9 protein-coding genes are annotated in these 15105 nt (G+C 74.5%); 8 read left to right on the top strand and 1 reads right to left on the bottom strand.

The window, feature by feature from the left end; translation table 11 throughout:
• Positions 1 to 66: 66 nt before the first annotated feature.
• The 4 genes from ACFYS8_RS08405 to ACFYS8_RS08390 all read left to right on the top strand — a co-directional run bounded on the left by ACFYS8_RS08405 (position 67) and on the right by ACFYS8_RS08390 (position 8350).
• Positions 67 to 405 carry an MGMT family protein gene (locus tag ACFYS8_RS08405; RefSeq protein WP_387637571.1) on the top strand — a complete coding sequence of 113 codons (339 nt, stop codon included), beginning with the start codon at positions 67 to 69 and terminating at the stop codon, positions 403 to 405.
• A 111-nt stretch (positions 406 to 516) separates the two neighbouring features.
• Complete coding sequence (locus ACFYS8_RS08400) at positions 517 to 3789, top strand: ATP-dependent helicase (RefSeq protein ID WP_387637568.1); 3273 nt, start codon at positions 517 to 519, stop codon at positions 3787 to 3789.
• Entirely contained in the window at positions 3776 to 6964 is a 3189-nt protein-coding gene (locus tag ACFYS8_RS08395) for a UvrD-helicase domain-containing protein (protein ID WP_387637565.1), read from the top strand. Before ACFYS8_RS08400 ends, ACFYS8_RS08395 begins: the two co-directional genes overlap by 14 nt.
• Before the next feature lie 198 nt (positions 6965 to 7162).
• Positions 7163 to 8350, top strand: a complete 1188-nt coding sequence (locus ACFYS8_RS08390) for a PP2C family protein-serine/threonine phosphatase (protein WP_387637563.1) — start codon at positions 7163 to 7165, stop codon at positions 8348 to 8350.
• Positions 8351 to 8354: 4 nt separating this feature from the next.
• On the opposite strand, the gene ACFYS8_RS08385 is transcribed toward ACFYS8_RS08390, so the two are convergent.
• Positions 8355 to 9266 carry an endonuclease/exonuclease/phosphatase family protein gene (locus tag ACFYS8_RS08385; protein WP_387637561.1) on the bottom strand — a complete coding sequence of 304 codons (912 nt, stop codon included), beginning with the start codon at positions 9264 to 9266 and terminating at the stop codon, positions 8355 to 8357.
• 78 nt (positions 9267 to 9344) lie between these two features.
• Here ACFYS8_RS08385 and ACFYS8_RS08380 point away from each other — a divergent pair, with 78 nt between their 5' ends.
• The 4 genes from ACFYS8_RS08380 to ACFYS8_RS08365 all read left to right on the top strand — a co-directional run bounded on the left by ACFYS8_RS08380 (position 9345) and on the right by ACFYS8_RS08365 (position 15059).
• Positions 9345 to 9959 carry a PadR family transcriptional regulator gene (locus ACFYS8_RS08380; RefSeq protein ID WP_387637558.1) on the top strand — a complete coding sequence of 205 codons (615 nt, stop codon included), beginning with the start codon at positions 9345 to 9347 and terminating at the stop codon, positions 9957 to 9959.
• 16 nt (positions 9960 to 9975) lie between these two features.
• The gene (locus ACFYS8_RS08375) at positions 9976 to 10740 is read left to right on the top strand and encodes an ABC transporter ATP-binding protein (RefSeq protein WP_387637555.1); all 765 of its coding nucleotides are present in this window, start codon (positions 9976 to 9978) and stop codon (positions 10738 to 10740) included.
• Positions 10737 to 13577: an FtsX-like permease family protein gene (locus ACFYS8_RS08370; protein ID WP_387637552.1), complete on the top strand. Its 2841-nt coding sequence runs from the start codon at positions 10737 to 10739 to the stop codon at positions 13575 to 13577. Before ACFYS8_RS08375 ends, ACFYS8_RS08370 begins: the two co-directional genes overlap by 4 nt.
• Positions 13578 to 13661: 84 nt before the next feature.
• Entirely contained in the window at positions 13662 to 15059 is a 1398-nt protein-coding gene (locus ACFYS8_RS08365) for a dipeptidase (protein ID WP_387637550.1), read from the top strand.
• Positions 15060 to 15105: the final 46 nt, after the last annotated feature.

The raw sequence follows: 15105 nt of genomic DNA, 5'->3' as shown, positions 1-15105 counted from the left end.
TATCCCGCGTGCCGCATCGCTCGCACGGGGTGCTGGAAATCGACCGGATGGGGAAGAATACGTCGGATGACCGAGCCGGACGAGGTGCCCGAGATCCCGCCGTACGCGGAGGCGGTGCTCGACCTGACCGAGCGGATCCCGCCGGGCCGGGTGATGACCTACGGTGACGTCGCCGAGTACCTGGGCCGCGGCGGCCCCCGCCAGGTCGGCCGGGTGATGGCGATGTACGGCGGCTCGGTGCCCTGGTGGCGGGTGATCCGCGCGGACGGGCGGCCGCTGCCCGGCCACGAGCACCGGGCGCTGCCCGAGTACCGCGCCGAGGGCACCCCGCTGCGCACCGTCGCCGGCGAGCCCAGGGTCGATCTGCGGGCCGCCCGCTGGGACGGGACAGCCGCACAGCCCTGACCGGGGAACGTGCGCGGGAGGGGTCTGTGGGTGCAGGATCGTAGGCTCGATGCGGCGGGCCCCACTCTCCCCACCGCCCGCCACTGAACCGCCGTACGACCCTGGACCGCAGTGACCTCACCGTTCCGCCTGGTGCGCAGCCCCCTCGCGCAGCCCGACCCGCCCGTGCTGGACGACTTCCAGCAGGCGGTGGTCGAGCACGCGTCGGGGCCGCTGCTGGTGCTCGCCGGGCCCGGCACCGGCAAGACCACCACGCTGGTCGAGGCGGTCGCCCGGCGGATCGCCGACGGCGCCGCCCCCGAGCGTGTGCTGGTTCTCACCTTCAGCCGCAAGGCCGCGATGGAACTGCGCGACCGGATGACCGCCCGGATCGGCACCACCGCCCCGCAGGCCACCACCTTCCACTCGTTCTGCTACGCCCTGCTGCGCGCCCACCAGCCGGCCGAGGAGTACGCCGAGCCGCTGCGGCTGCTGTCCGGCCCCGAGCAGGACGTGATGGTCCGCGAGCTGCTGGCCGGCGGCGCCGAGGACGCCAAGGCGGGCACCGCCACCATCCGCTGGCCGCTCGACCTGCGGGCCTGCCTGACCACCCGCGGCTTCGCCGACGAAGTCCGCGCGGTGCTCGCCCGCAGCCGCGAACTCGGCCTCGGCGAGCAGGAGCTGCTGCGCTTCGCGGAGGGCGTCCAGCGCCCCGACTGGGCCGCCGCCGCGCACTTCCTGGCCGAATACCTGGACGTGCTCGACCTGCGCGGCGTCCTCGACTACGCCGAACTCGTCCACCGCGCCGTACTGCTCGCCGAACGCGAGGACGTCGCCGGGCAACTTCGCGACCGCTACGACGTGGTGTTCGTCGACGAGTACCAGGACACCGACCCGGCCCAGGTGCGGCTGCTGCAGCGGCTGGCCGGCGGCGGCCGCGACCTGGTCGCGGTCGGCGACCCCGACCAGTCGATCTACGCGTTCCGCGGCGCCGACGTGAACGGCATCCTGGAGTTCCCCGACGCCTTCCGGCAGGCCGACGGCCGGCCCGCCGAGGTCAAGGTGCTGCGGGTGTCCCGGCGTTCCGGCGCGGTACTGCTGGCCGCCTCCCGGGAACTCGCCCGCCGGATGCCGATGGGCCGCCTCCCCGCCGACAAGCTCGCCGCGCACCGCGCCCTGCTGCCCTCCCGCGAGGGCGGCGCCGTCGAGGTGTACACCTACCCGACGCCCGGCGCCGAACTCGACTCGGTCGCCGACCTGCTGCGCCGCGCCCACCTGGAGGACGGCGTCCCGTGGGGTCAGATGGCGGTGCTGGTGCGGGCCGGCTCCCGGTCGATACCGGCCGTGCGCCGCGCGCTGGCCGCCGCCGGCGTCCCGCTGGAGATCGACGGCGACGACCTGCCGCTGCGCGAGGAACCCGCCGTCACCCCGCTGCTGCTGGCCCTGCGGGTGTGCGCCGAGGGCGAGGGCGCGCTCACCGCCGACCTCGCGCACACCCTGCTCACCGGCCCGCTCGCCGCCCTGGACGGCTCCGACCTGCGCCGCCTCGGCCGCACCCTGCGCGAGGAGGAACGCCGGGCGCTGGCCGAGGAGGGCGTGGCCGGCGTGGTCCGCCCCGCCGAGGAACTCGTCCGCGAGGCGCTGGAGCAGCCCGAACTGCTCGCCCTGCTGGACGCCCCGTACGCCCGCCGCGCCTACGAGTTCGGCGTGCTGCTGCGCAAGGTCCGCGAACTGCTGGCCGGCGGCGCGTCCGGCGAGGACGCGCTGTGGGAGCTGTGGGACGGCTCCCGGCGCTGGCGCGAACGGCTGGAACGGGCCGCGCTGCGCGGCGGCGCGGCCGGCCGCAACGCCGACCGCGACCTGGACGCGTTGTGCGCCCTGTTCGAGACCGCCGCCCGCGCCGAGGAACGGGTCTCCGGCCACCGCGGCGCGCTCGACCTGCTCGCCGAGGTCGAGGCCCAGGACATCGCCGCCGACACCCTGCGGGTGCGCGCCGTCCGCCCCGACGCGGTGCGGCTGATGACCGCGCACCGCTCCAAGGGCCTGGAGTGGCGCCTGGTCGTGGTGGCAGGCGTCCAGGAAGGGCTCTGGCCCGACCTGCGCCGCCGCGGCTCGCTGCTGGAGGCCGACCGGATCGGCCGCGACGGCCTCGCCGAACCGCTGTCGGCCGCCGCGCTGCTCGCCGAGGAACGCCGGCTGTTCTACGTCGCCGCCACCCGCGCCAAGGAACGCCTGGTGGTCACCGCCGTCAAGGCCCCCGCCGAGGACGGCGACGAACCCTCCCGGTTCCTGCGCGAGCTGTACCGCGAGACCCTCGACGCGCGCACCGGCCGGGTGCTGGAACGCGTCCCGCAGGTGAAGGTCGCCGACATCACCGCCCGCCCGCGCCGCCCGCTCGCGGTGCCCGCGCTGGTCGCCGAACTGCGCGCCGTCACCGTCGACCCCACCCGCTCCCCGCAGCTGCGCCGGGCCGCCGCCGAACGCCTCGCCACCCTCGCCGCCGCCGTCGACGAGGAGGGCCGCCCGCTGGTCCCCGCCGCCCACCCCGACCAGTGGTGGGGCCTGGTCGACGCCACCGCCGCCCCGGAGCCGCTGCGCGAGCCCGGGCTGCCGGTGCGGCTGTCCGGCAGCGGCCTGGAGCAGCTGGAGTCCTGCGCGCTGCAGTGGTTCCTGGAGAAGGACGTGAAGGCCGGGCACACCGCCTCCGCCGCCCAGGGCTTCGGCAACGTGGTGCACGCCCTCGCCGACGAGGTCGGCTCCGGCCGCACCCCCGCCGACCTGGCCGTCCTGATGGAGCGCCTGGACACCGTGTGGGACGCCCTGGCCTTCGACGCGCCGTGGAAGTCCCAGCAGGAGAAGACCGAGGCCCGCGCCGCCCTGGAACGCTTCCTGCGCTGGCACGTGCTGGAACGCGAGCGCACCACCGTTGCCACCGAGCACGGCTTCGACCTCACCCTGGACGTCGGCGGCGTCGCGGTGCGCATCCGCGGCTCGATGGACCGGGTCGAGGCCGACGCGGTCGGCCGCGCCTACGTCGTCGACTTCAAGACGGGCAAGCAGATCCCGACCGACAAGTCGCTGCCCGAACACCGCCAACTCGCCGTCTACCAGCTGGCGGTGCGCGGCGGCGCGCTCGACGGCCTGCCCGGCTTCGAGCACGGCGCCGTCCCGGGCGGCGCCGAACTGGTCCACCTGCGGGAGCCCGCCAAGGGCGAGCCGGACGCCCCGAAGGTGCAGCGGCAGCTGCCGCCCGACGGCGACCCGTGGATCGAGAACCTGCTCGCCGACACCGCCGGCCGGGTGCTCGCCGAGCGGTTCACCCCCACCGCGGGCGAGCGCTGCGGCCGCTGCGCGTTCCGCGGCAGCTGCTCCGCGCAGCGGGACGGCCGGCATGTCGTCGACTGAGCTGCTCGAACACCCGGACCAGCTCCGCGAACTCCTCGGCATCCCGTTCAACACCGAGCAGTTGGCGGCCATCGGCGCGCCCATGGCCCCCGGCGTGATCGTGGCCGGCGCGGGCTCCGGCAAGACCACCGTGATGGCCGCCCGGGTGGTCTGGCTGGTCGGCTCCGGCGCGGTGCGCCCCGAACAGGTGCTCGGCCTGACCTTCACCAACAAGGCCGCCGGGGAGCTCGCCGAACGCGTCCGCGCCTCGCTGCTGCGGGCCGGCGTGCGCGAGGACGACTCGCTCGGCGACCCGCAGATCTCCACCTACCACGCCTTCGCCGGCACCCTGCTCAAGGAACACGGCCTGCGCCTGGGCATCGAACCCGACGTCCGGCTGCTCGCCGACGCCACCCGTTTCCAGCTCGCCGCCCGGGTGCTGCGGCAGGCCCGCGGCCCCTACCCGGCGCTCACCGGCACCTTCTCCGCGCTGGTCGCCGAACTGATCGCGCTCGACTCCGAACTCGCCGAACACCTGGTCGAGCCGTCGCAACTGCGGGACTGGGACGAGGAGTTGCTCGACCACCTGGCCACCGTCAAGCTGAGCAACGAGGACCTCCGGGCCGTCCCGAAGGCCGCCCGCGGCCGGCAGGAGCTGCTGCACCTGGTCGAGGACTACCGGGCCCGCAAGCAGAAGCTCGGCCTGCTCGACTTCGGCGACCAGATCGCCGCCTCCGCCCGCCTCGCCCAGCAGCGCCCCGAGGTCGGCCGGCTGCTGCGCGAGCAGTACCGGGTGGTGCTGCTGGACGAGTACCAGGACACCTCGGTCGCCCAACGCCTCATGCTGGCAGGCCTGTTCGGCGGCCCCGACAGCGCCGGACACCCTGTCACCGCGGTCGGCGACCCCTGCCAGGCGATCTACGGCTGGCGCGGCGCCTCGGTCGCCAACCTGGACGACTTCCCGCAGCACTTCCCGCAGGCCGACGGCAGCCCGGCGCACCGCTTCGCGCTCAGCGAGAACCGCCGCAGCGGCGGCCGGCTGCTCGCCTTCGCCAACGAACTGGCCTTTGATCTACGCGAGATGCACGAGGGCGTGGAGGCGCTGCGGCCCGCGCCCGGCGCCGAACTCGACGGGTACGTGCGCACCGCGCTGCTGCCCACCCACGCCGAGGAGGTGGACTGGCTGGCCGACTCGATCGCCCACCTGGTGCGCACCGGCACCGCGCCCGGCCGGATCGCCGTGCTCTGCCGGGCCGGCACCGCCTTCCCCGACATCCACGCCGCGCTGGTGGCGCGGAGCGTCCCGGTGGAGGTGGTCGGCCTCGGCGGACTGCTCCAACTCCCGGAGGTCGCCGACCTGGTGGCCGTCTGCGAGGTACTCCAGGACCCGACCGCGAACGCCGCCCTGGTACGCCTGCTGATCGGCCCGCGCTGGCGGATCGGCCCGCGCGACCTGGCCCTGCTCGGCCGCCGCGCCGCCGACCTGGTGCGCACCGCCCGGCTCGGCGACCAGGACCCCCTCGCCGCCGCCGTCGCCGAGACCGACCCCACCGAGGTGGTCTCGCTGGCCGACGCGCTGGAGACCTTCGTCGACGCCGAACAGCCCGACGAGCTGCCGTTCTCGCCCGAGGCCCGGGTGCGCTTCGCCCGCTTCGCCCGGGAGATCCGCGACCTGCGCCGGGCGCTCGCCGAGCCGCTGATGGACGTGCTGCACCGGGTGCTGACCGTCACCGGCCTGGAGGTCGAACTGTCCGCCTCCCCGCTGGCACTGGCCGCCCGCCGCCGGGAGACCCTGCACTCCTTCCTGGACATCGCCGCGTCCTTCGCCGACCTGGACGGCGACCCCGGCCTGGCCGCCTTCCTGGCCTTCCTGCGGGCCGCCCAGGAGTACGAGCGCGGCCTGGACGCCGGGCTGCCGGGCGGCGAGGACACCGTCAAGGTGCTCACCGCGCACAAGTCCAAGGGCCTGGAGTGGGACGTGGTGGCCGTCCCCGGCCTGGTCAAGGGCGGCTTCCCGTCCGGGCAGGGCCGGGAGCGCTGGACCTCCACCCGCAAGGTGCTGCCGCACGCGCTGCGCGGCGACGCCGCCACGCTGCCCGCCGACCCGGCGTGGAACGCCAAGGGCATGGGCCTGTTCAAGAAGGAGATGGCGCACCACGCCGAGGTCGAGGAACTGCGGCTCGGCTACGTCGCGTTCACCCGCCCGCGGTCGCTGCTGCTGGCCTCCGGCCACTGGTGGGGGCCATCGCAGAAGCGGCGGCGCGGGCCGTCCGAGTTCCTGCTGAAGCTGCGCGCGCACGCCGAGCGGCCCGGCAACGGCGAGATCGAGCACTGGGCCGAGGAGCCTGCGGGCGATGCGCAGAACCCGGCGTTCGACGTGTCCGTGGAGACCCCCTGGCCGCTGCCGCTCGACCCGTCCGCGCAGCGCGCCCGCCGCCGGGTCGCGGACGTGGTCCGCCGCCGGCTCGCTGGGGCGCCCGCGCCCGAGGCCGAGCAGATGGGCGTCGAGGACCAGCGGACGGTGGCCTCCTGGGACCGCGATCTGAGCGCGCTGATCGGCGAGTTGGAGCGCTCCCGGCGCACCGTCCGGGAGGTCGAGCTGCCCGCCTCGCTGTCCGCCACCGAGCTGATGCGGCTGGCCGCCGACCCGGACGGCTTCGCCCGCGAACTCGCCCGCCCGATGCCCCGCCCGCCCGCACCCGCCGCCCGCCGCGGCACCCGCTTCCACGCCTGGGTGCAGGCCCGGTTCGACCAGCCGCTGCTGCTCGGCCCGGACGCGCTGCCCGGCCTGGACGTCGACATCGACGAGATCGAGGACGAACGCGACCTGGAGCGCCTCAAGGAGGCCTTCCTGCGCGGCCCGTACGCCGGCCGCACCCCCTACCGGGTCGAGGCGCCGTTCCAACTGGTGCTGGCGGGACGGGTGGTGCGCGGCCGGATCGACGCGGTCTACCGGGACGCGGACCGTGGCGCAGGGTCACCGCGCTACGAGGTGGTGGACTGGAAGACCGGCCGGGAGGACAGCGGCGACCCGCTGCAACTCGCCGTCTACCGCCTCGCCTGGGCCGAGCAGGCGGGCGTCCCGGTGGAGCAGGTCACGGCCTCGTTCTGCTACGTGCGCAGCGGCCGGATCGAAACACCGTCAGGACTTCCCGGCCGAAAAGAGTTGAGCGATCTTCTGATCGGGAATAGGTAGAAAAGAGTCACTCAGAGCATTCAACCCGTCACGAGATCAAGTGAAACCTGTGCGCCCTGCACGTTTCGTGCCTATTGTGGGGTCGGTAACCGGTCATCCTCCCGTACTCCGGCCGCCGTCAGGGCCCCGACCCCCTGACCTCCCGTCAGACCCGCAGGTGCCGAGCAGCACCCGCACCTTCCGCTGGAGAGACCGACGTTGAGCGCGACCGGATGGATCAGGGACGTCCTCCACGGCCCCACCCCAGGGCCGGTACCCAACACCGTCACCGGTACATGGCCCAAGACCTCGCACGCCCTGCCGCTGATCGGCATGGCGCTGGTCGTCTCCCTCGACCTGCTGACCAACAGCCACGTCACCGTCGAACCCGCACTGACCGCCGTCCCCGCCCTCGCCGCCGTGGTCTCCCGGCGGACCTGGTACCCGCTGCTGACCGGCGCGCTCGCCGAAGTGTGCGCCTTCGGCATGGCCTGGTACAACGGTGTGCTCGGCCAGTCCGTGCACACCGCCACCGTCGCCGCGATCGTGCTCATCGCCGGCATCGGCCACCTCAGCGCCACCCTCCGGCTGCGCCAGGAACTCGCCCTCGCCGAGGCCCAGTTGGTCGCCGAGGTCGCCCGCCGGGTGCTGCTGCGCCCGGTGCCCGAACGGGTCGGGCCGGTACGGGCCGCCGTCCGCTACGCCGCCGCCGCCGCGCACGCCTCGATCGGCGGCGACCTGTACGAGGTGGTCAACACCCGGCACGGGGTGCGCGCCGTGATGGGCGACGTACGCGGCAAGGGCCTGGCCGCGGTGGAGACCGCCGCCGCCGTGCTCGGCGCGTTCCGCGAGGCCGCCCACCAGGAACCCGCGCTGGACCGGGTGGCGGGCTGGCTCGCCGTCAGCCTGGACCGCGCCCTGCACGAGAACGACCACCCCGGCGTCGAGGAGGAGTTCGTCACCCTGGTGCTGATCGGGGTCCGCCCCGACGGCGCCCTGGAGATCGCCAACTGCGGCCACCCCGCGCCCGTCCTGCTGCGCGGCGAGGACGCGCCCCGGCTGCTGACCGCCGACGAGACCGTCCCGCCGCTCGGGGTGCTCGACCCCGTCGACGTCTGCCCGCCGCTGCAACTGCTCATCACCGAACCCGGCGACCGCATCCTGCTGTACACCGACGGCGTCATCGAGGCCCGCGACCACCTCGGCGCGTTCTACCCGCTCACCGACCGGCTGCCGCTGCTCGCCGACAGCGGCCCGGTCGAGGTCCTGCACCGCCTGCACGAGGACGTCGTCCGGCACGTCGGGCACAAGCTCGGCGACGACGCCGCCATGCTGATGCTCCAGTTCGATCCGGTGCAACTGCCCGCGCAGCAGCAGGCCGAGGCGCCGGTCGGGCACATCCTCTGAACGCCTAGACGTCGATCTCCACCACCAGCGGCCGGTGGTCGGACACCCCGGTGCGCGGCGCCGACACCGAGCCGACCGTGCTGCGCGGCACGCCGATGCCCAGGATGTGGTCGAACTGCACGGTCGGCCGGTGCGCCGGGTAGGTGGGGGTGCGGGCCAGGTCGTACCAGCCCTGCAGGCGGGTGCGGCGGGCGGTGCGGACCCGGTCGCGGGCCGCGGTGCGCTGGATCGCGTGCGCCGAGCCGAGCACGGTGCGCGGCACCGCGCCGATCAGGTTGAAGTCGCCGAGCACCAGGTACGGCTGCGGCAGGTCGGCGATCCAGCGCCGGATCGCGGCCAGCTGCGCGACGTTCCAGCCCGGCACGAACGACAGGTGCGCGGCGACCACGGTGAACTCCCCGGCCGGCCCGGCCAGTACCGCCGCCAGCGCGGCCCGCGGCTCGTCCGGCACCGCCGTCAGCCCCCGCCGCCCGGCCACCCGCAGCGGCAGCCCGAACGGGGCGGGCGCGAACCGGCGGGCCCGCCAGTGCAGCACCGGCAGCCTGGTCAGCAGCGCGGTGCCGTACGACGGGCGGTCGGCGCCGTCGTCCGCCTCGGCGGGCCCGTACACCTGGAGGCCCGGGACGGCCGGGTCGGTGACCCAGCCGGCCGACCGGGCGGGGGTGCCGTGCAGGGCGGCGGCGAAGCGCCAGTCGGCGGCGCCCATCGCCTTGGCGGCGACGGCGGCCTGGTCGGTGCGGCCGGAGCGCTCCTGGCCGCGGTCCACCTCCTGGAGGGCGAGGACGTCGGCGTCCAGCGCGGCGACGGCCTCGGCCAGCGGGCCGCCCGGCTCGACCGGGTAGGGCGCGGGGCTGCCGTCGGCGGCGAGCGGCTGGCCGTGCAGCAGGTTGTACGTGGCGATCCGCAGAGTGGTCACGGAGCCGACGGTACCGGGTGGGTGTGACCGGGGTGGCGGCTTGAGCAGGTCAGGCCATACCGGGTATACATACTCAGTATGTCGATCCGTCACGGCCTGCTCGCCCTGCTCGACCAGGGCCCGCGCTACGGCTACCAGCTGCGATCCGAGTTCGAGGCCCGTACCGGGGCGACCTGGCCGTTGAACGTCGGCCAGGTCTACACCACCCTGGGCCGACTGGAGCGCGACGGCCTGGTCGAGTCCGCGGGGGAGGACGACGAGGGCCACCAGTTCTACGCCGTCACCGACGAAGGACGCGCGGAACTGCTCCGCTGGTTCGACACCCCGGTGCCGCGCACCAACCCGCCGCGCGACGAACTGGCCATCAAGCTGGCGATGGCGGTGACCGTCCCGGGAGTGGACGTCACCGGCGTCGTCCAGGGCCAGCGCCGGCACAGCATGCAGGCGCTGCAGGACTACACCCGGCTCAAGGGCCGGGCGCTGGCCGCCGACACCGGCGACGGCGCGGACCTGGCCTGGCTGCTGGTGCTGGAGCAGCTGATCTTCCAGACCGAGGCGGAGATCCGCTGGCTGGACCACTGCGAATCCCGACTCGGCAAGCACGCCGAGCGACAGGCCGCTGCCACGGCCGAACCCGCCGCCGCGCCGCCCGCGCGCCGCGGCGTCAAGAGCCGCGCCCGCGGCCGCCTCTGAAACTCCTGGGGGAGCGATGACCGAACAACTCAAGCCGGCCCAGCCCGTGCTGCACCTGGACCGGGTGAGCCGCGTGCACGGCCACGGCGCCGCCGAGGTGCACGCGCTGCGCGCCGTGGACCTGAAGGTGTACCCCGGCGAGCTGGTCGCCGTGATGGGGCCCTCCGGCTCCGGCAAGTCCACCCTGCTGACCCTGGCCGGCGGCCTCGACAGCCCCAGCGACGGCCAGGTGCTGGTCGAGGGCATCGTGCTCGGCAGCCTCGACCGCAAGAAGCTCGCCGCGGTCCGCCGCCGCTCCGTCGGCTACGTCTTCCAGGACTACAACCTGATCCCGGCGCTCACCGCCGCCGAGAACATCGCGCTGCCCCGCGAACTCGACGGCATATCCGCCCGCGCCGCCCGCAAGGAGGCGCTCGCCGCGCTCGAGGAACTCGGCATCCCAGAACTCGCCGACCGCTTCCCCGACGACATGTCCGGCGGCCAGCAGCAGCGCGTCGCCATCGCCCGCGCGCTGATCGGTGAGCGCCGCCTGGTGCTCGCCGACGAGCCCACCGGCGCCCTCGACTCCACCACCGGCGAATCCGTGCTCGCCGTCCTGCGCGCCCGCTGCGACGCCGGCGCCGCCGCCATGATGGTCACCCACGAGGCCCGGCACGCCGCCTGGGCGGACCGGGTGGTGTTCCTGCGCGACGGCCGGCTGGTCGACGAGACCGCCCGGCAGGACGCCGGCACCCTGCTGGTCACCGCCGCCGCCAACGCGCTGAAGGGCGAGGACCAGTGAGGCTGACCGCCTGGCGGGCAGCCCTGCGGATCGCCCGCCGCGACGCGATGCGCGCCAAGGGCCGCAGCGCCCTGGTGGTGGCGATGATCGGCCTGCCGATCCTCGGCGTGGCCGGCGTCGACGTGGTCGCCCGCAGTGCCCAGCTGGAACCGGGCGAGAAGGTCGCCCGGGTGATGGGCACCGCCGACGCCCGGATCGCGGTGAGCCAGCGCGGCGACATCGTCCTGCAGGCGCCCAACCCCGACGACGAGACCCAGACCGGCGGGCCCGGCCCCGACGGAAAGCCGCGGGCGAAGACGCCCGAGGAGCAGCGCAGCGCGAGCACCGAGCCCGCCGACCTGATCAAGGAACTGCTCCCGGCCGGCACCAAGCTGGTGCCGATGCCCGCCGGACCGCGCACCACGGTCACCACCAAAGAGGGCCGGATGACGGTCGAGGCCGTCGAGGTCGACCTGTCCGACCAGGTCTGGCACGGCATGGTGAACAGGATCCGCGGCACCGCCCCGGCCCAGCCGAACGAGATCGCCGCCACCCAGGAGTTCCTGAACCAGTCCGGGCTGCGGCTCGGCGACTCCACCGCGATCCACGGCCTGGAGTCCAAGCCGTTCACCATCACGGCCGTCGTCGAGCTCCCCGCCGAGCTCAAGCGCGCCGAACTGTTCGCCCGCCCCGGCAGCGTGATCGCCCCGCTCGCGCAGGCCGACCCGGACCGGGCGGTCGTCCCGGAGAGCCGCGACAGCTGGCTGGTCCAACTGCCCGCCGGAGCGGCCGCGCTGGACTGGCCGAAGGTGCTGGAGCTCAACAAGTACGGCTTCGCGGTCGCCTCCAAGGCAGTCCTGATGAACCCGCCCGCCCGCTCCGAGGTGCCGCTGTACCAGCAGCCCGGGCGGCAGGACTACGGCGGCATCGACAAGGTGACCGTCGCGATCGTCGGCACCGTGGTCGGCATGGCCCTGCTGGAGATCGTGCTGCTCGCCGGACCGGCCTTCGCGGTCGGCGCCCGCCGCTCGCGCCGCCAGCTCGGCCTGCTCGCCGCCGGCGGCGGCGACCGCGGGCACGTGCGCGCCGTGGTGCTCGGCGGCGGAGTGGTGCTCGGCGTGACCGGCGCGCTGACCGGCCTGGTGCTCGCGATCGTGCTGGTCGCGGTGTTCCGCGACAACGCCGAACAGTTCGCCGGACGCCGCTTCGGCCACTTCGACCTGCAGCCGCTCGACCTGTTGGCGATCGTCGTGGTCGGCCTGGTCACCGGCCTGCTCGCGGCCGTGGTGCCCGCCGTTCAGGCCTCCCGGCAGGACGTGGTGGTGGCGCTCACCGGACGCGGCGGCAGCAAGCCCCCCAGCCGGATCGTCGCCGTGCTCGGCCTGATCATGATCGGCGGCGGCGCCGCCCTGGCGCTGGCCTGCGCGGCCACCGGCACCGCCGTGGTCTACGGCCTGCTCGGCGGCTCGGTGATCGCCGAGATCGGCATGCTGATGTGCACCCCGATGCTGATCGGCCTGTTCGGCCGGCTCGGCCGTCACCTGCCGCTCAGCCCGCGCCTCGCGCTGCGCGACTCGGTGCGCCACCGCGGCCGCACCGCCCCGGCGGTGGCCGCGGTGATGGCCGCCGTGGCCGGTGCCGTCGCCGTGGGCATCTACACCACCAGCAGCACCGAGCAGCAGCGCCGCGAGTACATGCCGTCGGCGCCCCCCAACACCGTCGCGCTGTTCGCCGGCTGGGGGCCGACCGCCGACCAGAACCGGCTGCCGATGATGCGCGAGGTGATCGAGGGCAACATCCCCGACCTCGGCGAGCGCGCCGACGTGTGGGACGCGACGCCGACCGCCAAGTGCAACCCCGGCGCGCCCTGCGGCTGGGTCCAGGTCGTGCTGCCGGAGTCCAAGCGCTGCCCGGCCGACGCGGCCCGCTCCTCCGAGGAGTACGAGCGCCTGCACACCGACCCCCGCTGTGAGGTGAACCGGAACCGGGAGTCGCGCCGGAGCACCATGTTCGGCGAGACCCTGGTCGGCGACGCCGCCCTGCTGCACACCCTGTTCGGGGTGCGCGACCAGGCCGCCGAGAAGGCCCTCGCCGACGGCAAGATCCTGGTGTTCCGGCCCGACTACGTGGAGAACGGCAAGGTCGACCTGCTGGTCACCGACCCCTTCGACCAGAAGAAGATGCGCGAGGACAACAACTACCGGCCGGCGGAGCGCCACCTGCTGGCGGACGCGGTCGAGGTGCCCGTCCAGGCGCCGTTCGGCAACGCCATGATGACCCGCCAGACCGCCGAGAAGATCGGCCTGGGCGCCCGGGCGGCCGGCTCGCTCTGGATGCCCACCGCGGAGCCGTCCGACAAGGCGTACCAGAAGGCCAACGGCGCGCTGGCCAAGCTGGACGACAACGCGATGATCACGGTCGAGCGGGGCTTCCACCCGGACGTCGACCTGATCACCGTCGGCCTGACGGTGTTCGCCGGACTGGTGGCGCTCGGCGCGGCCGGCATCGCCACCGGCCTGGCCGCCGCGGACTCCCAGCAGGACCTCGCCACGCTGGCCGCGGTCGGCGCGAGCGGCGGCATCCGGCGCCGGCTGTCCGGCTTCCAGTGCGGCGTGATCGCCGCGATGGGCGCGGTGCTCGGCCTGTTCTGCGGTGCCGTCCCGTCCATCGCGCTGCGCATCTTCCAGGCGCAGGACCAGGCGAAGTGGGCGATGCCGGGCCAGCCCGCTCCCGAAGCGGTGATCGCGATCCCGTGGGGCGAACTCGCGGCGATGGTGATCGGCCTGCCGGTGTTGGCGGTGCTGCTCGCGGCGGCGCTCACCCGCTCCAAGATCGCCATGGGCCGCCGGGCCGTCTGAGGCCCGGCAGAGGCAGGGTGACCGTGCTCACGGCTGAGGGAGGCCGTGGGCACGGACCCATCCGGGCGAACTAAAGTCGTCCGCATGACGAAAACCCCGGACAGCGCCGTCCGCTCCTTCATCGACCAGCACGAGGACACCTTCCTGGCCGACCTCGCCGACTGGCTGCGCATCCCCTCCGTCTCGGCCGACCCCGGCCGGGCCGGAGAGGTCCGCCGCTCCGCCGAGTGGCTGGCCGACAAGCTGCGCGCGACCGGCTTCCCGGTCGCCGAGGTGTGGGAGACGGACGGGCTGCCCGCGGTGTTCGCCGAGTGGCCGTCCGGCGACGAGGGCGCGCCGACCGTGCTGGTCTACGGCCACCACGACGTGCAGCCCGCCGCCAAGGAGGACGGCTGGGACACCGAGCCGTTCACACCCACCGTGGTCGGCCGCCGGCTGTACGCGCGCGGCGCCGCCGACGACAAGGGCCAGGTCTTCTTCCACACCCTCGGCGTCCGCGCCCACCTCGCCGCCACCGGCCGCACCGCGCCCGCCGTCAACCTCAAGCTGCTGATCGAGGGCGAGGAGGAGTCCGGCTCGCCGAACTTCGCCGCCCTGGTGCGCCGCGAGGCCGACCGGCTCGCCGCCGACGTGGTGATCATCTCCGACACCGGCATGTGGTCCGAGACCACCCCGACCGTGTGCACAGGCATGCGCGGCCTGGCGGACTGCCAGATCGACCTGTACGGCCCGGACAGCGACATCCACTCCGGCTCGTTCGGCGGCGCCGTCCCCAACCCGGCCGACGTGGCCGCCGCGCTCGCCGCCGGCCTGCACGACGCGGACCGCAAGGTCGCGGTGCCCGGCTTCTACGAGGGCATCGTCGAACTCACCGACGAGGAGCGGGCGCTGTTCGCCGAACTGCCCTTCGACGAGGCGCAGTGGCTGAAGGTCGCCAAGTCGTACGGCACCCAGGGCGAGGCCGGCTACACCACCCTGGAGCGGGTCTGGGCCCGTCCGACCGCCGAGGTCAACGGCATCTGGGGCGGCTACACCGGACCCGGCGGCAAGACCATCGTCCCGGCCGAGGCGCACCTCAAGCTGTCCTTCCGGCTGGTGGCCGGCATGGAGGTGGAGAAGGTCCGGGAGGCCGTCGCCGCCTGGGTTTCCGCGCAGGTCCCGGCGGGCATCCGGTACGAGATCGTCTTCCCGGGCGCCACCCGCCCGTGCCTGACGCCGCTGGACCACCCCGCCCTGCAGTCCACCGTCCGGGCGATGGGCCGGGCCTTCGAGCAGAAGATCCTGTTCACCCGTGAGGGCGGTTCCGGCCCGGCCGCCGACCTGCAGGACGTGCTGGGCGCGCCGGTGCTGTTCCTCGGCATCTCGGTGCCCTCGGACGGCTGGCACTCGATCAACGAGAAGGTGGAACTCGACCTGCTCCGCAAGGGCGTCGAGACCTCCGCGTACCTGTGGGGCGACCTCGCGGAGAACTTCCGGCCGTGAGTGCGCGTCCCGAAGCGGCGAAGGCGCCGTACCTGCCGTACCGAAG

Origin of the sequence: Kitasatospora sp. NPDC004615 (genome assembly GCF_042873545.1) — a bacterium.
Classification (GTDB): Bacteria; Actinomycetota; Actinomycetes; order Streptomycetales; family Streptomycetaceae; genus Kitasatospora.
This window is presented reverse-complemented; position numbering and strand designations above follow the sequence as displayed.